This is a genomic window from Acidobacterium sp. S8 (genome assembly GCF_009765985.1).
GTDB lineage: Bacteria > Acidobacteriota > Terriglobia > Terriglobales > Acidobacteriaceae > Alloacidobacterium.
The window spans coordinates 1-18671 of sequence record NZ_LMUM01000022.1 but is presented as its reverse complement, the minus strand read 5'-3'; the positions used below and the strand labels follow the sequence as shown (position 1 = coordinate 18671).

23 protein-coding genes are annotated in these 18671 nt (G+C 55.9%); 13 read left to right on the top strand and 10 right to left on the bottom strand.

Annotation, left to right across the window (positions count from 1 at the left end; genetic code table 11):
* Positions 1-10 precede the first annotated feature (10 nt).
* The 6 genes from cas7c to GSQ86_RS07890 all read right to left on the bottom strand — a co-directional run bounded on the left by cas7c (position 11) and on the right by GSQ86_RS07890 (position 7108).
* Positions 11-856 carry a type I-C CRISPR-associated protein Cas7/Csd2 gene (gene cas7c, locus GSQ86_RS07915; protein ID WP_158749426.1) on the bottom strand — a complete coding sequence of 282 codons (846 nt, stop codon included), beginning with the start codon at positions 854-856 and terminating at the stop codon, positions 11-13.
* Between the two features lie 34 nt (positions 857-890).
* On the bottom strand, positions 891-2831 hold the full coding sequence (cas8c, locus tag GSQ86_RS07910) for a type I-C CRISPR-associated protein Cas8c/Csd1 (RefSeq protein WP_158749425.1): 1941 nt from the start codon (positions 2829-2831) through the stop codon (positions 891-893).
* Positions 2828-3604 (bottom strand): type I-C CRISPR-associated protein Cas5c, encoded by a 777-nt coding sequence (gene cas5c, locus GSQ86_RS07905; RefSeq protein WP_158749424.1) that lies wholly within the window; start codon positions 3602-3604, stop codon positions 2828-2830. Before cas5c ends, cas8c begins: the two co-directional genes overlap by 4 nt.
* Positions 3597-5987 carry a CRISPR-associated helicase Cas3' gene (gene cas3, locus GSQ86_RS07900; RefSeq protein WP_216841053.1) on the bottom strand — a complete coding sequence of 797 codons (2391 nt, stop codon included), beginning with the start codon at positions 5985-5987 and terminating at the stop codon, positions 3597-3599. Before cas3 ends, cas5c begins: the two co-directional genes overlap by 8 nt.
* Before the next feature lie 72 nt (positions 5988-6059).
* Positions 6060-6425, bottom strand: a complete 366-nt coding sequence (locus GSQ86_RS22955; RefSeq protein ID WP_256366823.1) for a nucleotidyl transferase AbiEii/AbiGii toxin family protein — start codon at positions 6423-6425, stop codon at positions 6060-6062.
* A gap of 473 nt (positions 6426-6898) precedes the next feature.
* Positions 6899-7108, bottom strand: coding sequence for a hypothetical protein (locus GSQ86_RS07890; protein ID WP_158749422.1), 210 nt, complete (start codon positions 7106-7108; stop codon positions 6899-6901).
* Positions 7109-7302: 194 nt separating this feature from the next.
* Here GSQ86_RS07890 and GSQ86_RS07885 point away from each other — a divergent pair, with 194 nt between their 5' ends.
* From GSQ86_RS07885 to GSQ86_RS07865, 5 genes are read left to right on the top strand one after another with little or no spacing between them, the layout of a single operon-like run.
* Positions 7303-7548, top strand: a complete 246-nt coding sequence (locus tag GSQ86_RS07885) for a hypothetical protein (RefSeq protein WP_158749421.1) — start codon at positions 7303-7305, stop codon at positions 7546-7548.
* Positions 7545-7964, top strand: a complete 420-nt coding sequence (locus GSQ86_RS07880) for a helix-turn-helix domain-containing protein (protein ID WP_158749420.1) — start codon at positions 7545-7547, stop codon at positions 7962-7964. The genes GSQ86_RS07885 and GSQ86_RS07880 overlap by 4 nt, the downstream gene beginning before the upstream one ends.
* Positions 7961-8305 carry a hypothetical protein gene (locus GSQ86_RS07875; protein ID WP_158749419.1) on the top strand — a complete coding sequence of 115 codons (345 nt, stop codon included), beginning with the start codon at positions 7961-7963 and terminating at the stop codon, positions 8303-8305. Before GSQ86_RS07880 ends, GSQ86_RS07875 begins: the two co-directional genes overlap by 4 nt.
* Positions 8302-8634, top strand: coding sequence for a helix-turn-helix transcriptional regulator (locus tag GSQ86_RS07870; RefSeq protein WP_158749418.1), 333 nt, complete (start codon positions 8302-8304; stop codon positions 8632-8634). Before GSQ86_RS07875 ends, GSQ86_RS07870 begins: the two co-directional genes overlap by 4 nt.
* Entirely contained in the window at positions 8631-8888 is a 258-nt protein-coding gene (locus GSQ86_RS07865; RefSeq protein WP_158749417.1) for a hypothetical protein, read from the top strand. Before GSQ86_RS07870 ends, GSQ86_RS07865 begins: the two co-directional genes overlap by 4 nt.
* 88 nt (positions 8889-8976) lie before the next feature.
* On the opposite strand, the gene GSQ86_RS07860 is transcribed toward GSQ86_RS07865, so the two are convergent.
* Positions 8977-9930 (bottom strand): ArdC family protein, encoded by a 954-nt coding sequence (locus GSQ86_RS07860; RefSeq protein WP_158749416.1) that lies wholly within the window; start codon positions 9928-9930, stop codon positions 8977-8979.
* 518 nt (positions 9931-10448) lie between these two features.
* On the opposite strand from GSQ86_RS07860, the gene GSQ86_RS07855 reads away from it, so the two are divergent.
* A complete protein-coding gene (locus GSQ86_RS07855; protein WP_158749415.1) occupies positions 10449-10802 on the top strand; it encodes a hypothetical protein in 354 nt (117 codons plus the stop codon).
* On the opposite strand, the gene GSQ86_RS07850 is transcribed toward GSQ86_RS07855, so the two are convergent.
* Positions 10795-11910 carry an IS110 family transposase gene (locus GSQ86_RS07850; RefSeq protein ID WP_158749414.1) on the bottom strand — a complete coding sequence of 372 codons (1116 nt, stop codon included), beginning with the start codon at positions 11908-11910 and terminating at the stop codon, positions 10795-10797. The two genes, GSQ86_RS07855 and GSQ86_RS07850, sit on opposite strands and share 8 nt — an antisense overlap.
* Positions 11911-12133: 223 nt before the next feature.
* Between GSQ86_RS07850 and GSQ86_RS07845 the strand changes: the two genes are divergently transcribed.
* Both GSQ86_RS07845 and GSQ86_RS07840 read left to right on the top strand, forming a co-directional pair.
* Positions 12134-12517 (top strand): type II toxin-antitoxin system RelE/ParE family toxin, encoded by a 384-nt coding sequence (locus GSQ86_RS07845; protein WP_216841052.1) that lies wholly within the window; start codon positions 12134-12136, stop codon positions 12515-12517.
* An 18-nt stretch (positions 12518-12535) separates the two neighbouring features.
* On the top strand, positions 12536-12835 hold the full coding sequence (locus GSQ86_RS07840; protein WP_022844298.1) for a HigA family addiction module antitoxin: 300 nt from the start codon (positions 12536-12538) through the stop codon (positions 12833-12835).
* 237 nt (positions 12836-13072) lie between these two features.
* On the opposite strand, the gene GSQ86_RS07835 is transcribed toward GSQ86_RS07840, so the two are convergent.
* Positions 13073-14494, bottom strand: coding sequence for a site-specific integrase (locus GSQ86_RS07835; protein WP_158749413.1), 1422 nt, complete (start codon positions 14492-14494; stop codon positions 13073-13075).
* Between the two features lie 224 nt (positions 14495-14718).
* On the opposite strand from GSQ86_RS07835, the gene GSQ86_RS07830 reads away from it, so the two are divergent.
* The 5 genes from GSQ86_RS07830 (at position 14719) to GSQ86_RS07810 (ending at position 18173) form a co-directional block, all read left to right on the top strand.
* Positions 14719-15102, top strand: a complete 384-nt coding sequence (locus GSQ86_RS07830) for a RidA family protein (RefSeq protein WP_254062225.1) — start codon at positions 14719-14721, stop codon at positions 15100-15102.
* Positions 15103-15111: 9 nt separating this feature from the next.
* Positions 15112-16326, top strand: coding sequence for a phosphoglycerate kinase (gene pgk / locus GSQ86_RS07825; RefSeq protein ID WP_158749412.1), 1215 nt, complete (start codon positions 15112-15114; stop codon positions 16324-16326).
* A 49-nt stretch (positions 16327-16375) separates the two neighbouring features.
* Entirely contained in the window at positions 16376-16699 is a 324-nt protein-coding gene (locus tag GSQ86_RS07820) for a GIY-YIG nuclease family protein (protein ID WP_158749411.1), read from the top strand.
* 159 nt (positions 16700-16858) lie between these two features.
* Positions 16859-17608 (top strand): triose-phosphate isomerase, encoded by a 750-nt coding sequence (gene tpiA / locus GSQ86_RS07815; RefSeq protein ID WP_158749410.1) that lies wholly within the window; start codon positions 16859-16861, stop codon positions 17606-17608.
* A 169-nt stretch (positions 17609-17777) separates the two neighbouring features.
* Positions 17778-18173 carry a YdeI/OmpD-associated family protein gene (locus tag GSQ86_RS07810; protein WP_158749409.1) on the top strand — a complete coding sequence of 132 codons (396 nt, stop codon included), beginning with the start codon at positions 17778-17780 and terminating at the stop codon, positions 18171-18173.
* 21 nt (positions 18174-18194) lie between these two features.
* On the opposite strand, the gene GSQ86_RS07805 is transcribed toward GSQ86_RS07810, so the two are convergent.
* Positions 18195-18671, bottom strand: a 477-nt coding sequence (locus GSQ86_RS07805) for a hypothetical protein (protein WP_216841051.1), incomplete at its 5' end; no start/stop codon positions are given.

The window sequence follows — 18671 nt, the reverse complement described above, 5'->3', positions numbered from 1 at the left end:
CTATTTTGATTCAAAAGCCGTCGATCTCCTCAGGAGTAAGCCCTTCAAGATTGTTCAACGTATAGGTGCCATCCGGCTTTACAGTAAGCGTCCCGTGGACCTTTGCGGAGGAATACTGACCAATTTTACCGGGCTTGTGCTTCCACCAGACCAACTTGAGGACAGCCATGCTACCTTCCGGGCGAGCTGAGGAGGCGTCGTTCTCGAAGAGCTTAGGCAAAATTTCCTTGATCGCTTCGGCATCTGCATCGCTGAAACCCGTGCGTTCGGCCAGTTGTGGGTTCATGCTGCCATAGAAAACATACACCGCTTCATCGACGCGATGCTTCATGCCCATCGTGTCCGAACCACGCTTTGTGCCGTCTCCATCGCCGCTGACGCTCTTGGTGATCTGCGTGCTGGTCACGTCCACAGGCGCAAGACTGAACGCGGACTGGATGGTCACAGGTCCTCGGATTGGAATTGACACGCCTGTATCACCATCCTCGTCCTGCCCTTTTGCCTTGCTTTTTTTGGGTAGGGCAAAAAGTTGTCCGAAAGCGCGCACATCGAACCAGGTCTCGCTTGCAAGTTTGGCAGTCTCACCGGAGCCGAACTTATTACCAAGTGCCTTCTCCGCACGATCCCGCAAGCTCTTTGCGTCGTCGTTCTTTCGATCATCCGATTGAACGAAGATGCTGTGCCGGTTTTCGACGAGTCGGTCGCGCAACTTACGCTTGATGCAGACATCGGTGATCTCACCGTAACCGTTGTAATCGGTGCGTGGTCTATTCCCATTCAGTGGGTCGCCGTTTGGGTTGGCGTGCTTCACATGAAGCACAACGGCAAAGTCGATCTTGTGTTGTAGCGAACTCACGGGCTTCTCCTTATGCGGTTGAATGTGGACGACTCTATACTAGCTGCGGCTCTTGATTGCTCTCTTCTTTGGTTTCACTCTTTGACTCATCCCAGCGTAAGGCCGCACGCTGGCAGTGATAACCAAGCAGGAACTCTGCATCGAGTCGCCCCGGTCGGGTGAAATCGTCTCCGTGAAAACGGCTAATGACATCATCGAGCAAACTCTTCCAGACATAGAGTGCTGCTGGACGGCTACCCTGCAAACGCTGCATGTAAGGGCGAAGCGCTAATTCGATGGTGCGCCACGTAGCGGAAGGATGGTCTGAGAATCGCTGCATAAGTCGTTCAGCCGTAGTGCCACGAGTCTCTTTGGCAAGATACAGCGCATACCCCTCGATCTTCTCGGCAATGGCTAACAGCCTTCCAAACAAATAGTCCCGCGAGTTTCGATCTTCTTCAAGTGCCATCTTGTAGTTCCTCTCTCTTCTGCTTCCACGAACCAACGCACAGGCGACGCCAAGGCAATACTCGAACTCTTCTTCTTCGTGTCCATTCTTCGACCGCTCAAGGCCGACTCGTCTAGTAACTCTTCGGAAGCATGTCTCGACGAGATCGCGCGGGATTGGCCGAGCGTCGATGATGCAAGGCAACAGTCGCTGTACCGTTGCTTTTCTGAGCTTGCTCGGCTTCTTTACTCCGTCAGTGATTTCATACATCAACCTCGCCCCGTAGACTCCCCTTGCGATGTCCTCAGGAGCCGGTGCCCCTACGAACTGCCGATCCTTGCCTAAGTTCATCATCCACGCGGTATTTTCATGCCAACTGCGAATGCGTTCGAGAAACTCAGAAGCCTGCAACTCGCGATAATAGATGATTGCCATGCGGCCTGGTGTAGCTGAATCCAATGCCATGACCACAACATCATCACGATCCTTGAGTGCTGCACGATAGCCACGGAGCAGGCTATTGAACTGCTTTGCAAATAGCTGTCCCGCGTCACCCTTGTATCTCTCTGGGAGAAGTGTGGCCTGAGGTTTATCGACTTGCTCTGGAGGGTCAGCATCATAGGCAATCGTTTCGATTGGTCGTATTTGATCCGATCCGGCAATTACTCTTGGAATTGGGCTGCCGGCGACGGCCCAAGCCACGATAGCCTGGTCTGCGTTTCGATATCCCTGTCGTGCTAGAAGCCAACGCAGCGCACTATGAGCTTTCTGTGAAGCGAAATATCCAAGACTTGCAGCTTGCTCCCCGCTCAAGAAGCGACCTTTGAATGTATAGCCTTCATCATCGTCAGAGCTGATTAGTTTCGCTTGATCGCCGCTATCACGAATGCTCTTTGGATGAAGACGCGCTACACGACCCTTTGTTCCCGATGACATGCAAAGGTTTGGAGTGTGAGGCTTGCCAGATTCGAACCTCTCCCATCGAGAAAAGATGTTCGGATCTTCCCAGGTGTTCGCAACCATTTCATCGTTCGTTTCAACCCTCCAGCGTATCCATGCCTGATCGGGATCGAGCGCTTTTCCATTTATTTTCAGACGTTCGAGCTTCTCATCCTTCAATGTCAAGGTGCCGCTCTTAAGTAAATCTGCAATCAGGGTGCCTCGCTTTATATACTCGAGAACGATTGAAGCTTTGGTGTCTCTGTGTTCCGAGTTGCACCAATCAGACAGCTCCTTGCACAGGCGATCAAAATAATCACGCTTCAGTCCATACCTCGATCCGTCACCGGCACAATACGCAAGCTTATCCGCTAATGGATTGGCAGCTGGCGATCTACCCGAACGAGATGCTGAGGCCTCTGAGACGGGGATTAATGTGTCCTCTAATAGGGACAACTCGGCGTGCCTGAAATCACCCTTGCCGTTCAGGGTGATACAAATCTGTGTATTTTGAGGCCGCACAGAGATAGGCGGCAGCGGGTTCGTATCGAACTGCGGCTGGCCGGCGCAGCGATCATAGGTCTCGTAGAGCTTCTGAATCCAACTCAATCTATACCTCCGACTATTGAGGCGTATTGCTCCGCCTCGGTCTCGACATACCGGAGGTTCTGTTCAATGCCGAATATCTTCGGCATCATTGCGCGTATCTCCTTCTTGTGTTCAGCCGGAATCTGATCGGGCCGCGGAAAGGACAGTACCCCGTTGACCAGCTTTGGCCGCCAAAAGTTGCTGGCGAGTTGGTTTTCGCCCGTCTCGTCCGGGTAATCGAAGCTGTGGAACATGAAGCCATATTGCAACTCGCCGTCATGGTCAGACTCGCCTCTGCCCGAACCGAACTCACATGGCTCGACGTAGCCCTGACATTCGCGTGTCCCTAGAAAGATGTCCTGCCGTCCGCCGCGTTCGAGGCTGCGCTTTGCAATCTCGAAGTGCTTGCCGTCGTTGCGGTCGCGTTCCAACTCAGGACGGTGTTGATTCCACTCGAAGTGAGCGCGAACTTGATACTCCACTCGTTGCTCTGTCGCTTCCGAGTCAGGATCGCCCGTCAGGTAGGTATAGATCGCCAGCGTATTCCCGCCACCATAGTCCAGCGGTTTCACACCCTTTGTCTGAGTGCGAATGCGCTTCATCACTCTTACCTGGTCGATGTACCAGATGAAGGTAGGCTTCCAGTAGATACTCTTTGCGATACCCTTCAAGGCTTCATACGTCGGCAGATGGTAAGAGCACTTCTCCCCGCCCACACGGGTAAGCGGATCGGTAAACATGGCGTACCGTCCCCAGACGCGAAACTCAATCGTATTCTTTGCCGTGTTATGCAATCATGCTCTCCATTCTTCCGCTGCCGTCGAGCGTCAGGCCGAACTCATCCGAATAAAATTCCTCCAGCAAGCAAAACACACCAGTACCCGCCTGAACCTCATAGATAGCCCCACTACGAGTCAGAGAATCCATCTCCCATTGAAATGTATTGACAGCGAACCGTTGCGCTTTTCTTAGTAGTTGAAACTCTACTGCGAGATCGCGTGCGGCGCTAAGGGCTGCAACCAAATTCTTCCCCTCCGCACCGAACGGAACAATAATCCCTTGCATCTGGTTATCTATTACGCGAAATTCTCTGGCCGCGCTAGCAAATGACTGCATGAAACCATGCCGCTTCACGCCTGCCAGTCTTGAATCCGCGACGGCCATCCCATTCTCACCTAGCATTTGGAGCAGGGTGTCGTCCCGCTGTGCCTTCACTGGATAATCCATCTGATCTCTACGTGCAAAGAAGTGATGGCCGAAAAATCGTTCCATCTGGAGTGGGTCTGACAACGGGAAGGGCGCATCGCCCTGGTCGTCTCTCCAGTCTTCCAGCACACGCCGAGCATTTTGCTGGGCGCACCGAATCTCTTCCAACTGCTTCGGTAGCGGCTCTGCCATCTTTACAATATGTACCCTCCCGTTTGCACGGTCGCCATTACGATTACATCTACCCGCAGCCTGCGCGATGGAATCCAGTCCAGCCAGATCCCGCACCACGGTGGCAAAGTCAATGTCCACGCCAGCCTCAATCAACTGCGTACTGACGCAGAGTACGTGCTTTTTCTGAACTAGCGCCGCCTTCATTCTGTCTAAGACCTCAAGGCGATGTGCAGGACACATACGAGTACTCAGGTGAACAAAGCAGCCCTCTTCCATCGGGTCACCCAAGGCGTTTAGTCGCTCCTTACAAGCCATGTAGATGTCCTTTGCGTCACGCTTTGTGTTAACAATGACAAGGCAACTTCCATTGCCAGACAGCTCCTCGACTGCTAGATCGCTTACCTTCGCCGCGCTCCAAGCACCCGGCTCGTTCGACTTGTCGAACGTCTCGTACCGTTTCAGGTCACGGAAAAGCTGAGGGGCATCCCGCATTAGCTCGGCATCCTCCGTGAGCCGCATTTCTCCTTTCCCTCTATCTACACGATGGAGGAGTGGCTGTGTCGCGGTACACAACACAACGCTCGCGCCACACTGTTCTACCAAAAAATTCATAGCGTTGTTGAACATATGAATCATGCGTACTGGTAACGTCTGCACTTCATCGAAGACAAGGACGGCATTGGCGAAAGCATGAAGTCTCCGAGCAGAGCGTGTACCACCACCGAAGAGTGCTTCGAGCACCTGCACTGCTGTAGTAAAAACCACTGGCGCATCCCAATTCTCTGCCAACACCGATCCTCGCCAACTCTCTTTGTCGGGTGTAAGACTGGAATGGTGTTCAAGTACGATGGAGGCATAATTGTAGCCATCTGGTTCCAGAATCTTCCGTACTACCTCCGCGTTCTGGTCCGCGATGGAGATGTATGGGCTGACATAAATGATGCGATCCATATTCCAGCGCAGCGAATGGTGCAACGCAAAACGCAGGCTGGCTAACGTTTTGCCTCCTCCCGTTGGAACGGTAAGAGTAAAGACCCCCTTCGGACGTTCCGATGCTGCCAAGCAATAACTGGAAATTTTGAATCGAAGCTGATCGACCCACCGTTCATTCGAGAACGCAGCCAATTTGAGTTCTAGCCGGTCGATAAGCTCCTGCCACGAAGCATACTTACCATGTTGCCGAAAACTGGCAGCCGTGGGCTTATCGAAATCTGCTGTATCGGCGCGGTCTCCATCGATAAGGCAACTGAACAACATCCGAAGCAATAAACCTTGCTTGAAGGGCTGAATAACCTCATCGCTGTCTTTTTCACGAATGCGCTGCATCGCCGCATCTATCTCACTCGCAACATCCGGGCTATTGAGCAATATTTCCAGACGACCGCGTATTGTTTGTTCAACTCTTCTCCATGCCTCGTCACGGTGACTCAAGGCACCATCCTTCTGGAGCCTGCGGGTTAGTACGTCCACTCCATCGGGCGCAATACAGTCGATCAAACCCGAGTGATGCGAAGCAACGCATAGGGCAACCATCTGGCTCGCAATCCTTCCGCCGCCACCAGCAAGCCCAGCTCCTATAACCTGAGCTCCCGCCGTGGAGTGATCGACACTTCCCTTGAGTGAGAAATCAGGCTCCATCTCCATTGCGGCATTACCCGCAGCCTTTTGAAGGTACTGTTGAAATGCCTCCGAGTACTTACCAAGATCATGTGCAAGGCCGATCAATTCTCCCGCATGAGCCAGCCTGATCTTTCCAGCCAGATATGAGGTGTGCTCTGCGACGGAAGCAAGATGCAATCTCAGCTCCTGCCACTGCTCCGTATCGGAATCGAGTTTGGAATGAGCGTAGAAGGCTCTATTCCTCATGGATCAGTTCCCCCTGTTTATGCGCTGCTCCAGCTCTGCGATGGCCGCGACCACCTCATCCACGCTAGGGACTGGGCCGATCACCATGCCGGACATGGCATCGTAGTCGCGCCGCAGATCGGCAAGCATACCGTCATGCGGAGCCAGGGCAAAGCGGCCGGGAATGGCAGACGCCAGGTCAAGATCGGGCCGGTTGACGAACATCCGCGCATGTCGAACGCAGTCCTCAGCCCTCTCTGATTCTCCGCTTGCATTGCGGCCTATCTCCGACGCCAGGAGCCGGTAGACATCGTAGTAGTGACGCGACACGCGCTGCCCACCTCCCTTTAACTCTCCACGGCGGTCCCACCTCCGGCGTAGGCCGTGCAGGATAACTATCTAGTCCCTATACCTTTCCGGGAGTGCGTTTCAACCGGACGCCCGGTTGTCCGTCGTTTAGGAATTCGACTCCAGCCTTTTCCAATGCCTTCTGCACTTGAGAGAGCGTTGACGTGCGCGCGCCAACTTCCTCATCAAAGGACTCCATCCTTCGAATGGTCCCTATCGCCACGCGCGCGCGCTTTGCCAGCTCAATCTGCTCCATGCCAAGCAGAGCGCGTGCAGCCCGTAATTGTCTTCCCGTGATAATCAAAACAAGGGAAAGCTAACACGCGCAGCGGCATAAGCCCAAGTATATGAATACTATATACAAGTAATTGATTATTATAATCAACTATGAGATCATCTTGGCCATGCGAGGCTCTCAACATTCTCCGCGCATCCGAGGCGATTTCAGCGTTCATCTGCTCACGCAGATTGAAATGTTGCGTGGCGATATTTCTCACGAACAGCTAAGCAAGCGGCTAGGAGATGTGACGGAACGTTATCTCGCTCGATATGTGGCTGGCAAGGTTCATCTGCTGGAACGCGACTTCTATCAGCTTGCCAAAGCCCTCAGCATTTGTCCGCGAGTTCTGGCCGAACAATGGGCTGTTGCGTGTGGCCTGCGAGTGCCGCCACGCCTGTCTGACAAAGACGCTGTGGAGTGGATCAGGCAACGAGCGTACTGCCACTGGCGGCAACGTTCTCGGATTGCGCGGCTTCCAGCCAATCGAGTTCCCCCGGACCCCTCTCCTATGACCATCATCCGTGAGAAGTATGCAGACATACTCCCTCGCAAAACGCCGCGCCTCAGTTTGGTTCCCACAGCACCCCGAAGTCTACGCCGGAGGGAAAGCAGCAGTTCGCGCGGGCTTACCGGATGCTGGTGCAGTTCGTTCATGACGGCGAATCGCAAAGGACCATCGGAGCCATGCACGGCATTAGTGGAGAGCGCGCGAGACAGTTGATGGTAACGGCGGCCTACGCATGGGCTAGAAGAGCAGGCATTGACCTGATTGGTGACAGGTGGGTGCCTTTCAAGAATGACGCCAAACTGGTGAAGAACCTCTACGCTGGATTGCGGTTTTATGCGGAACGACAGTTCGCCGAGCTGGAAACTGAGGGAATATGAGGATCAGCCGTGAGGAGTTCAACCAAGCCATAGGGGCGTCTCTGAGTGCTTTGCGCGTCGAACGTGGTTTTTCGCAGACAGAGGCGGCGGAGGGCATCAACGCAATTCTCGAAGTTGACAGGCAAGAGCGGAGCATACGCGCTGTTGCCGCTTATGCCGCTCTTTCTATCATTTTGCGGAACGAGCAGGGTCTGACGCCGGAAGAGCTGGCAAAGCGTAGCCAGGTGCCGGTTGAATTCGTGTGCGATCTCGAAGCTGGAAAAGACCCTAATCCCGACTTTTATTTTCTCTACTGCCTCAGCATCGGTTTCGATCTCTCTTTTACGGAATTTGCGCACCGGGCTGAAGAGCTATCGGATATTCCCGATGAAGTGCTTCTGGAGAACGAAGCCAACGAAGAGGGGGAGCAACCATGAGCAAAGCACGGGTGAAGACGATTCGCCTAGAGCATAAGCACGGCGCTCTCTTCGATTACAGCGTGAAGGGGAAGGAAGTCGATCACATAAGGTTCTCTCAAGCGGAGCGCAGCGTAGTTTATGTGACCGTGGTGTTTGCTGATCGCACCGAGTGGTCCATCTCTATCGAGCCTTTTTCCCTGCCGACAGCAAGGGTCTCGCACTTTGTCTCCATCGAAGACGACCCCATTGCCGAGAGTGGACAGATGTTCTTACCGGATCATCCAGACTGCTACCCCCAATATGACGAGATTCAGCAAACGCCGAAACAGCAAAAGCCTGGGAAGAGGTCTAAGAAATGAAGTCACGGCACGATCCCGCGATGCAACGGTACAGGGAGGAATACCACCGTTGTTGTGGTGATCTGGTGCGCCAGCTTCGCATCGAAAAGGGCTGGGGTCTTGAGGACTTTTCAAGGGAGACAGGAATTTCCGTTCGCTGGCTCCGGAAGTTTGAGGAGAACCAGCTAACAACGAACTATTCCATGCGCTTTCAAATGCAAATGGTTCAGGCTTTGGGTTTCGGCGTCATGGAGATTCACCAGTTCTACAAACGTGTGGATGAGATGACCGAGGCAAGCGTCGGACCGCCCCCTTGGCTCATAGACAACGAAAAAAGGGGAACCTCATGATGCCGGTAACGAATCCGAAGGCATGGGAAGCAGTTACCGGTTTTACTGCGAATATCAAGGCCGCTGTCGAACGCTTGAACAAGCTGGCCGGTTATTTTCCTGAGAGCAAAGACCATCTCATCGCGGTTGCCGCGCGGATCGAGGCCGAATGCGATGCGACGATGAAGTTTCTCCTGGCCGAAGCACTGGCCGGTGTAGAGAGCAAGATGGGCGATTCCGACAGAGGATCGTCCAAGGGCACTGGCAGTTTGTGACTTCCCAGGTCTGTGTCGGAAGCTGCCGGTGCCCGCCCCAAAATGATCTCATTCGATTGAACCACGAGTTACAAAGGATGCTGCGGTTTCAGGAAGCGACCGCAAGCGGCCTGGCTTCCTCTTCCGTTGCCTCCTCCTCCTCCTCAAACGTGCTGCCGAGAATCATGTCCACGGCTCTCTGTGCGTTGGCGGCTGCATGAACGATAAGGCGGTTATCCTCTTCCAGCTTGGTAATCCAGTTCTGAATGTAAGCGGTGGTGTTGCGGTCGGTGTGCTCGTTGGCGACGCCAGCGGTGGCACAAAGAAACGCGGCTCCCATCTCTGCGACTAATTCCTCTTTACTGTAAAGCTCATCTCCGAAACGGTCGCCAAAGGTTCGGTTCAGGCGGGTTTCGTGGCCGGTGCTGTGTACCAGCTCGTGAAATAAAGTGCTGTAGTAGTGCGGAGCATCCACGAAACGGGGACGCGCTGGCATGTGGACGGAATCGGTAGAGGGCCGATAGTAAGCGCGGCACTCGGTGGGGCTGTTGAGATAGAGCGCGGGGCGGTTCTCCCATCCGGTGACGAAGTTTTCGCAAAGCTCGTCCTCGTCTGTCTCCGGCGCGATGGCAGGCTGCGAGATTTCAGGAAGGGTGAGGCCGTCGCACTGCTCCACGTTGAAAACCGTGTAATTGCAGAGAACGAAAGGAACGCGCTCATCCTCGCCCAGTGCTTTCTCCTCCTTCGTAGCATATTCGGGAAGCTGCTTGTAAAAGATAATGGGCGTTCCGTGTTCGCCTTTGCGGACGCTGCCTTTCAATGCCTGCGCCTGCTTGAACGTAAGCCAGAACGGGGAGCTGTATTCGCTCGACCAAAGCAACAGAACATTGATGCCCCGATAGGGCTTGCCGGTGTAGAAGTTGCGCGGGAATGGGCCGCCTGCGAAGCGCGGAGACTTCCACGGCTTCTCCCACGGAATCACGCCAGCCTTGAGGCTGGAGAGGATGCGGTCGGTAACGGTCTGATAGATACTCGGCCTGTTCTTGGTATCGGTCTTTTTCATCGCTTTTTGCTCCTTCGTCGGCTTTTGCTTTCGCACGTCCGCGTTGAAACGCGGCATGTACATGCCGAACGCCTCCTGGCGAAGGCGGGGGTAGCAAACGGAAAGGTCTTCGAGCGCAGCTTTTTGGGGGGGACCGCGCAGCGGGGGAGCCAAAACCCGGAGGGCGAACGGCCTTGGAGAGCGCGATCGGGGCAGAGCCCCTTTGATGTCTTTTGTCAATGGTTGGGCGCAGGGGCGTCAGCCCCTGCATCTGTAGAGGTGGGTTCTTCTCGAATTTCTATAGCGTGGGGAACCAGGCAACAATCAGCGACAGTCGCTCAAACTTCCATACGCGGGTTGGCTACCGCACGAACGTGTGTCGTCGCAGGCTTGCCTCGGACTTAGCACGGGCGTCGGAAAGTATTCCGGCCCAAGGGGCTCTCGAGGATCACCATGACCGGTTGCCCGGTTCCCAACGCCATAGAACTTGAAGAGCCTCCTTTCTGCGCCAGTCATAGCGACATGAAAGAATGTCGGAGATGACTAGCGAGAGGATTTATCGCGAACCCCCGATCTTCACGCGGTCTGAACTCGTTACGGAATTAAGCAGCGGCGATCCTCATCGCATGGCAGTCGCACTGAGAAGTGCTGTTCGCCATGATGACGACTGGCAGTGGACTCAAGAACAGTGCTTGGCGCTGTTGAAGGCTCCCGCCACGGAGGTTCGTTGGGCTGCGGCGACTGGTCTTGGGGATATGGCCTTTTTCTTTAATCGGCCGGTCGACCACCCGCGTGTTCTTGCTGCCCTCTATGAGGCCGCAGAAGATCCTTCGATCTCCGATCCCGTTCTTTTCAGCATCAGCCTCATCAAGCAAAAGTTCCCTCCTAGCTAGTCGCCATGTTGAGCCGCATCTCCTGACCGATGGCCCAGACAAAACCAGCAAGCTCCCTTGCGATAGCCGCGACGACGACCGTTGGCTTCTTGCCTCGGGCGACCATCGAGCGATAGCGACTGCACAATCTGGTCTGTGCCTTCCAGGCGATATCGCGTATTTTCTTGGGCAATCGGACGAGGATCTCTGCCTTCTCTTTCGCGATGCGTGCTGGGTACTGATAGCTCCAAGCCGCTTCGATCAACATGCGCCTGGCTTCGCGGTTACCGGTCTTGGTGATGCCACCCCGTCGAATCGTTCCGCCACTGGAATGCTCGGAGGGAACGAGACCGAGGTAGCCCATCAGAAGGCGCGGTGACTCGAAGCGGCTAAGATCTCCAGTGGATGCAATGAATGTCGCAGCGGAGATCATGTCAACGCCGCGCAGCCCGCGCAAGGCTTCAACGAGCGGCCCCAGTGACCAGCTGGCCACCATCGAAGAGATCTTCTCTATTAGGGCATCTCGTCTCTGCTGCGCGGTCCACACCGTCTCCAGGTAGTCATGGAAGACGATGCCGTGGGCATGCTCCTTGAAGGTCTGTCCTGCAAGCCAGGAGCGATGGCGCTGTGTCCAGTGCTTGCCGGTCGGGTAGCTCCGGCCATGGCGAAGCAGGAACGCGAGCAACTGCTGGCGAGCACGCATCAGGTGCATGGATGCATCGACCCTTGCCCTCACTAGGTCGCGAAGCGCTTCGTGTGTGGTGTCCGGGACCCACACTGGCGTTAGGTCCCCGTGGCGGTGGAGAATAGCCAACTTCTCAGAATCTCGTCGGTCAGTCTTGATCCGCTCTCCGGGCTTACGCGGGATCATCGACGGTGCGGCCACCGTGCACTTGTGCCCGAGGCCTGTCAGTTGGCGATGGATGCCGTATCCGCAACCGCTGGCTTCATAGCAGAAGTCGAGCTCACCATGTCTCGCGAGCTGCTTCGCCATCTTCTGTACAGCCTCCGGGGTGTTCGGGATCACACCGATGAACCGCACAGTTCCGCTCCGGCCGTCTTCTGCAACGCTGATGGAAATGGTCGCCTTGTGGACGTCCATGCCGACGAATGATCTGATCTGCTTCATGCCTTCCCTCCTGTGAACAGGAGAACCGATCGTGCGGCTCTAGAAAAGACATACAGACTTAGGAGGCTTGTCTACCGCATCCGTGCGCGTTAGCGCACCGAACTTCAGGGACGGGCGTTACGGGGCCGGAACAGGCCCCGTTGGGATGGGTGGCGGAAGACACCGGCAGCATCGGTGGCTGGAGACAGGGAAGGCGCTCCTTCCCACCAAAAACAGATGGGCATTGAGAACGAAAAAGCAACACTATGGCGGACGTGTCCCGAACGGGCTTTATCCAAGATTGACAAGTGTTAGGCTACAGGCTACAGTAATTCAGGTGAGGATACGCAACTTCATCCATAAGGGTTTGAAGAAGCTCTACGCGGATGACGCCACCAAAGGCGTTCCGCCCGATACGGTGGACAAACTCCGCAAGATGCTTGCCTTTCTGGATGACATGGAAGACCCGGAAGAGTTGCGGATGCTTCCCTCATGGAAAGCGCATACCCTAACGGGTGATCGCAAAGGCACATGGAGCCTGAGTGTTACGGCCAATCGGCGGTTGACCTTCCGTATCGACACAGCCGAACGCGAGATTTACGACGTGAACTTAGAGGACTATCACTAAGCCAAAGGAGAAGAGACCATGCCCATGAAGAACCCGCCCCATCCTGGGGATTTCATTCGGACAGAGATTATCGAAGCCGCAGGGCTGACGGTTACGGCGGCGGCGATAGCGTTGCGCGTCTCGCGGCCTACGTTGTCCAGTCTTCTCAATGGCAAGGCTGACTTATCCGGGGATATGGCGCTGCGTATCGAGAAAGCCTTTGGAGTGAAGATGGACACGCTGATGCGGATGCAGTCCTCTTACGACATTGCCCAAACTCGCAAGCGCGAGAATCAAATCCGTGTGCCGCGCATTTCGGTATTGGCCGCTACGCACTAGCGACATGCCGGGAATTTCACCAGCGCGGTTGAGGAAGGCCCACACAAAGCGCACTAAGAACAGCCGCCAGCGGCGGCTCGTGCGCGAAGATTTGCCGCTAAGAACGCCCCGGCGGGGCAGCGGCAAATCAGAGCAATCTCAGTAAGAAGAGTCCGGGCCGGAAATTGAAATGATTGCCCTCCCTGCGCCAGCCTCCGCCAGCGGCTCCGGCCAAAGACGGCTTCGGGAGATTCACGGTCAGCGCGGCTTATTGCGCTGACCTCGTTTGCCTTTGTCGTGTGTCTCTGCCGCTTTCGACGCCTTGGCCCTGGCATCGTCCGGCTGCGGCAGCTCCCAACCTGCCATGCCTTGCAACACGCGGTCGGCGTGCTTGATCGTATTTACGTGTCCATAATGGCTTTCGATCATGTGGACGGAAGTACCCATCTGCTCGGCAAGGAAATACACGTCCACGCCTTCCTGCAAGCGAAGCGTGGCATAGGTATGCCGGAAGCAATAAGTCGAGCGCGGAACGCCTTGCGTTCCTTCGCGCAGATTCGCTTCCTTTAGAAGATCGGCAATCAGGGAGTTGTAGAGAGTCTTTGCGGGCTTGCCTGTGATGTTGGTAAATACTCGGTCGTCCTGTTCCGTCGCTTTGGAGATGGCACGGATGCGTTCCAGATAATCTCCGACGCTCTTAGGCGCAACCAGCTTGCGCGATTTGCCCTTGCCCTGCACGAACAGGACAACGATCTCGCGTCCCTCGCGGTCCTTCGCGGGCATGATGTCACGCCAGCGGAGATTCTTCATCTCCGCTGGCCTCATGCCTGTATTGCAGGCAATCAGAATCATGTTGTAGGTGACGGTGCGATACCAGATGCTCGAAGGCTTATCCGCCTCACCAATCCACTTGCGGCCTACGGTGTGGAGCTTGCGATATTCTTCCAGCGTGAACTCATCACGCCGCATCGTCTTGAGCTTCGGGCGCTCGTCAAAACGCTGGCTGGCGGGAACATAACGCTTCTTGACGGCGTAATTCATCACCGCACCGAAGATGGACATCTCGAAGCGGATGGTGGAATCGCTTATGAAGGGAATCACCCGTTCTGCGGAAGGTTTAACTTCAATCGGTTTCAATACTCTGATACCCAAGGTTTGCTGAACCTTGGTGCGGCGCTCGGCCTCATGGTCTGCGAAGGATTGCGCTGCGTCGGCTGTGACTTGGCGAACGCCGTTGCGCCGGTGGCGTCCCGCGCCGTTCTCCCGCCGCCATGCCGGATAGCCGCCCCACCGTTCATCACCGATAAGGTGGACCTGCGTGGAACCTGCATATCTGTCTAACGTGCCTTCAATGACGGCTCGGAGTTTCTTGGGCCGCGCGGCGCTGATCTCTCCGCGCTTCGCCCGCGCTTCCTGTGTCAACAGATACTCGTGTGCTACGTCGCGGAAGGGGCGGTTGAACACAGGAACGTCGTGCTTGATGCGAAACCGCACGTCCGCGTCCTGATCGAAGGCGCGTTCCCGCGCCGCTTCTTTATCCGATGTTTTAAGCGAAACCGTCTTGTAGCGGTCGGCCTTCGGCATCTTCATGCGGCAATACCACATCCGATGCTCCACGTCGCCGCGCCTAAAGAGAATCAGGCCCGGTTTCAGCTCCTCTTTCTCGGTAACGAAGGACATATTGCCTCCTGCTGTTGATACCGTTCTGTGCAGTTTCCGTGTAGATTTTCTCTGCAAGCCATTGATTCTTTGTGGCTGTGCATACTTTGTATGGAACATTATAGAAAATTATGTTCTTTATTTCTAGTTATTTATGATATAGTTCTCATCCTGAGCGAAGTCGAAGGATCTGCTTTCACCAACCACAAACCGCGCGAAGCGCGACCCTAACCCGGAGCATCCCGATGCGCAAGAACATCTCAGGATCATCTCCCTTTGAGCCGGTCATCGGCTTTTCGCGCGCCGTGCGCTTCGGCAACACCGTTCACGTCTCCGGCACAGGCCCGGTAGGCGCGGACACCGCCGATGCCGCCGCGCAAACCCGCCACACCATCCTCATCATCAAAGAAGCCCTGGAAAAAGCAGGCGCCAAACTCGAAGACGTCGTGCGCACCCGCATGTATCTCACCCACGTCGATGACTGGGAAGCCGTGGGCAAAGTCCACGGCGAATTCTTCGGCACCATACGTCCGGCTGCTACCATGGTCGTTGTCGCCAAGCTTCTGAACCCATCCTGGCGTATTGAAATCGAAGCCGACGCCATCATCACGAATCCTGAAAGTCAGTGAGCCCCAACTATGTCGAAACTATCGATCCGCGATCTTGATCTCCAGCACAAACACGTTCTCATGCGCGTCGATTTCAACGTGCCTCTCACCGACGATGGCCGCGAAATCACCGACGACACCCGCATCCGCGAAACGCTGCCGACACTCGAATATGCGCTGCGCCACAAGGCGAAGCTCATTCTCGCCTCGCACCTCGGCCGCCCCAAGGGTAAGGTGAACCCCAAATACAGCCTGCGCCCGGTTGTCGATCGCCTGCGCGTGCTCCTCGATCACCACCTCGGCGAGAGCGTCAACGTCGCTTTCTCGCCCGACTGCGTCGGCGAAATCGCTACCGAGCTTTCCCGCCAGCTCGAATCCGGCCAGGTGCTGCTGCTCGAAAACCTCCGCTTCCACGCCGAAGAAGAAGCCAACGATCCTGCCTTCGCAAAGCAGCTCGCCTCGCTCTGCGAAATCTATGTGAACGACGCCTTCGGCAGCGCGCACCGTGCCCACGCATCCACAGAAGGCATCACCCATTTCGTCAAGCAGTCCGCCGCCGGCCTGCTCATGGAAAAAGAATTGAACTACATGGGCAAGGCGCTCACCGAACCGGCCAAGCCCTTCGTCGCCATCCTCGGCGGAGCCAAAGTCTCCGACAAGATCGAAGTCATCGATAACCTGCTCAGCAAAGTCGATGCCCTGCTCATCGGCGGCGGCATGGCATACACCTTCCTCAAAGCCAAGGGCCAGGAAGTCGGCAAGTCGCTCGTCGAAGCCGACAAAATCGAAGTAGCCAAAGAAGCATTGAAGAAGGCCGAAGCAAAAGGCGTGCGCTTCCTGCTTCCCGTCGACCACGTCCTCGCCGACAAGTTCGCACCCGACGCCAAGACGCAGATCTTCTCCGGCGACGGCCCCTTTCCCGCTGACTGGATGGGTCTCGATATCGGCCCGAAATCAGTCGAACTGTTTGCCGAAGAGATCGCCGAAGCCCGCACCATCGTCTGGAACGGCCCCATGGGCGTCTTCGAAATGCCAGCCTTCGCTAACGGCACCACGAAAGTGGCCAAGGCCGTCGCGAAAAACAGCGAAGCCATTTCGATCATCGGCGGCGGCGATTCCGTAGCAGCTGTAAAGCAAGCCGGAGTAGCCGACCAGATCACGCACATCTCTACCGGCGGCGGCGCTAGCCTGGAATTCCTCGAAGGCAAAAAGCTTCCCGGCGTCGAAGCACTGACGAATAAGTAGCGAAAATAAGTCGTCATTCTGACGACCAACGGGAGGAAGAATCCCAAAGATGCTGGAGAAGGCCTGGGTCTACATACTCGCAAGCGACCGAGGCGTTCTCTACATCGGAGTTACCAGCAACCTATACCGGAGAGTCCTGGATCACCGTGCAGGCATCCGTTCCGGCTTCGCAACGAAATACAAGTGTCACAGACTGATCTACTACGAAGAATTCAAGTACATGACCTCAGCCATCGCGCGAGAAAAAGAACTAAAAGGCTGGAGAAGATCCAAGAAGTTAGCGCTCATCCGCACAACGAATGAACATTTCCGCGACTTAGCCGACGGCTGGGGAAAACTACTACCAGGATTCGAGCCACAGCAAAATTCTTAAAAGTACATCATTCTAACGACCCAAATAGCGGCGTCATTCTGACGACCAACGGGAGGAAGAATCTCCGGCAATCTCAGCAGCACCAGAGATTCTTCACTCCGCTGCGCTTCATTCAGAATGACGGCGGTAAACTGAGTAAAACTTAGGACAAGAAAACAAATGCGCAAACCACTCATCGCAGCCAACTGGAAAATGTACAAAACCCCGGCCCAGGCCGAGGAGTACGTCAAGGCCTTCCTACCACTCGTCACAGGCCATGACCGGGACGAGATCGTCCTCTGCCCTTCTGACACATCGCTTGGCGTCGTCATCCCCGCCGTCGCCGGTTCCAACGTCGCCGTCGGCGGACAGAACATGCACTGGGCCGAAGAAGGCGCCTACACCGGCGAAACCTCCGTTCTCATGCTCACGGCCATTGGCGCGACGCACATCATCATCGGCCACTCCGAGCGCCGCCAGTACTTCAACGAGACCGATGAGCTGGTGAACAAAAAGTTGGCCACCGCGCTCAAGCACAAGCTCACGCCCATCGTCTGCATCGGCGAAGTCCTCGCCGAGCGCGAAGCTGGACACACCGACGAAGTCCTGCGCAAGCAGATCACGCTTGCCCTTGTCGGTGTCACTCCTGAAGACGCGGAAAATATCGTCGTCGCCTACGAGCCCGTCTGGGCCATCGGCACCGGCAAGACCGCCACGCCCGAGATGGCAGCCGAAGCCCACCTGCTCATCCGCAGCGAGATCGCCCGCCGCCTGGGCCGCCACGTAGCCGACAGCATCCGCATCCTCTACGGAGGCAGCGTCAAGCCCGACAACGCCATCGCCCTGCTCAACCAGCCGGAAATCGACGGCGCCCTCGTCGGCGGAGCCAGCCTCGACCCCCAATCCTTCGCCAAAATCATCAAGTATTAGCAGCGAGTGGCTCAACACCGGGTGCCCCATCCCATCTCCTCGCGATTTCGAGGAGATAGGGTGGGTCGAACCAGACCGCGCGAAGCGCGCACAATCAAGGGTAGAAGCACCGGGGGCTGAGATCCCAAGACCATTGCCCATCCACACCCATCCACGATAAAACCCACTCATGGCCATTCAATTCAAAGCAAAGCTATGGGCAGGCATGGAAGGCACCATAAACGGCTTCGCTTTTAAGACCTCCGCCTTCCCCGATGGCGACGGGAGCCACCAGTTCATGGTCAACGGGACCATGCGCGCCGGGGCAAAGGCCGCCATCGGCGACACCGCTACCTTCGTCATCCAACCCGCCAGCGATACGGTAGAGTTCGAGATTCCCAGCGATCTCAGCGCAGCTCTGAAAAAAACTGCGAAAGCTTCCCAACAATGGGAGAAAATCACGCCCAAAGCTAAAGCCGAATGGGCTCTCTGGATCACCTCGGCGAAGAAAGAAGAGACACGCATCGCGCGGCTGGCAAAAGCCATCGAGCGCCTCACCAAAGGAGATAAACGCCCCTCCGACTAAAACGCCTGTCGAGCGGCGGGGTCATTTCCCACCCGCAGCCACTCCATAAGCCGCCAGCACCGCCCCGGTCTTCCGGTTGAACAAAATCGCCGCTCCACGCTGAGAAGCAATCGTGAACTTAATGTGTCCCCCGCTCACTGCATCCCGAATATCCACCGGCTGATCGCTGAACGACTCATTCGAGAAGCTGTAAAGAACCGCATCATCCAGCACCGTAGGAAACGCCAGCACACCCGCTGACAGCGCGCCATCGAAAGCAGGCTTCACGCCCGCACTCTGCAATGCAAACCGGTACAACGCAGCCAGCGCATCGTAGCCCTCGGCAAACTCCACCGGATCGGCAGCCCAGAGAATCTTCCCCTGTCCATGCGAGATAGTCTCGACCGACTTGCCATCGGCAAACCGCAGCACTTCCATCGGCCACTGCTGCGCCAGCGTCGGAAAACTTACCGGCATCACAGGCTGTCCTGCAATGTGCAACTCCGACTGCCGAACCGA

What these genes read in the sequence shown, in the direction of transcription:
- GSQ86_RS07830 (WP_254062225.1), top strand. Translation starts at nt 14,719, where the DNA reads ATGCGCAAGAACATCTCAGGATCATCTCCCTTTGAGCCGGTCATCGGC.
- GSQ86_RS07875 (WP_158749419.1), top strand. Translation starts at nt 7,961, where the DNA reads ATGAGCAAAGCACGGGTGAAGACGATTCGCCTAGAGCATAAGCACGGC.
- GSQ86_RS07810 (WP_158749409.1), top strand. Translation starts at nt 17,778, where the DNA reads ATGGCCATTCAATTCAAAGCAAAGCTATGGGCAGGCATGGAAGGCACC.
- GSQ86_RS07835 (WP_158749413.1), bottom strand. Translation starts at nt 14,494, where the DNA reads ATGTCCTTCGTTACCGAGAAAGAGGAGCTGAAACCGGGCCTGATTCTC.
- GSQ86_RS07880 (WP_158749420.1), top strand. Translation starts at nt 7,545, where the DNA reads ATGAGGATCAGCCGTGAGGAGTTCAACCAAGCCATAGGGGCGTCTCTG.
- GSQ86_RS07840 (WP_022844298.1), top strand. Translation starts at nt 12,536, where the DNA reads ATGCCCATGAAGAACCCGCCCCATCCTGGGGATTTCATTCGGACAGAG.
- pgk (WP_158749412.1), top strand. Translation starts at nt 15,112, where the DNA reads ATGTCGAAACTATCGATCCGCGATCTTGATCTCCAGCACAAACACGTT.
- GSQ86_RS07855 (WP_158749415.1), top strand. Translation starts at nt 10,449, where the DNA reads ATGACTAGCGAGAGGATTTATCGCGAACCCCCGATCTTCACGCGGTCT.
- GSQ86_RS07850 (WP_158749414.1), bottom strand. Translation starts at nt 11,910, where the DNA reads ATGAAGCAGATCAGATCATTCGTCGGCATGGACGTCCACAAGGCGACC.
- tpiA (WP_158749410.1), top strand. Translation starts at nt 16,859, where the DNA reads ATGCGCAAACCACTCATCGCAGCCAACTGGAAAATGTACAAAACCCCG.
- GSQ86_RS07820 (WP_158749411.1), top strand. Translation starts at nt 16,376, where the DNA reads ATGCTGGAGAAGGCCTGGGTCTACATACTCGCAAGCGACCGAGGCGTT.
- GSQ86_RS07870 (WP_158749418.1), top strand. Translation starts at nt 8,302, where the DNA reads ATGAAGTCACGGCACGATCCCGCGATGCAACGGTACAGGGAGGAATAC.
- GSQ86_RS07865 (WP_158749417.1), top strand. Translation starts at nt 8,631, where the DNA reads ATGATGCCGGTAACGAATCCGAAGGCATGGGAAGCAGTTACCGGTTTT.
- GSQ86_RS07860 (WP_158749416.1), bottom strand. Translation starts at nt 9,930, where the DNA reads ATGAAAAAGACCGATACCAAGAACAGGCCGAGTATCTATCAGACCGTT.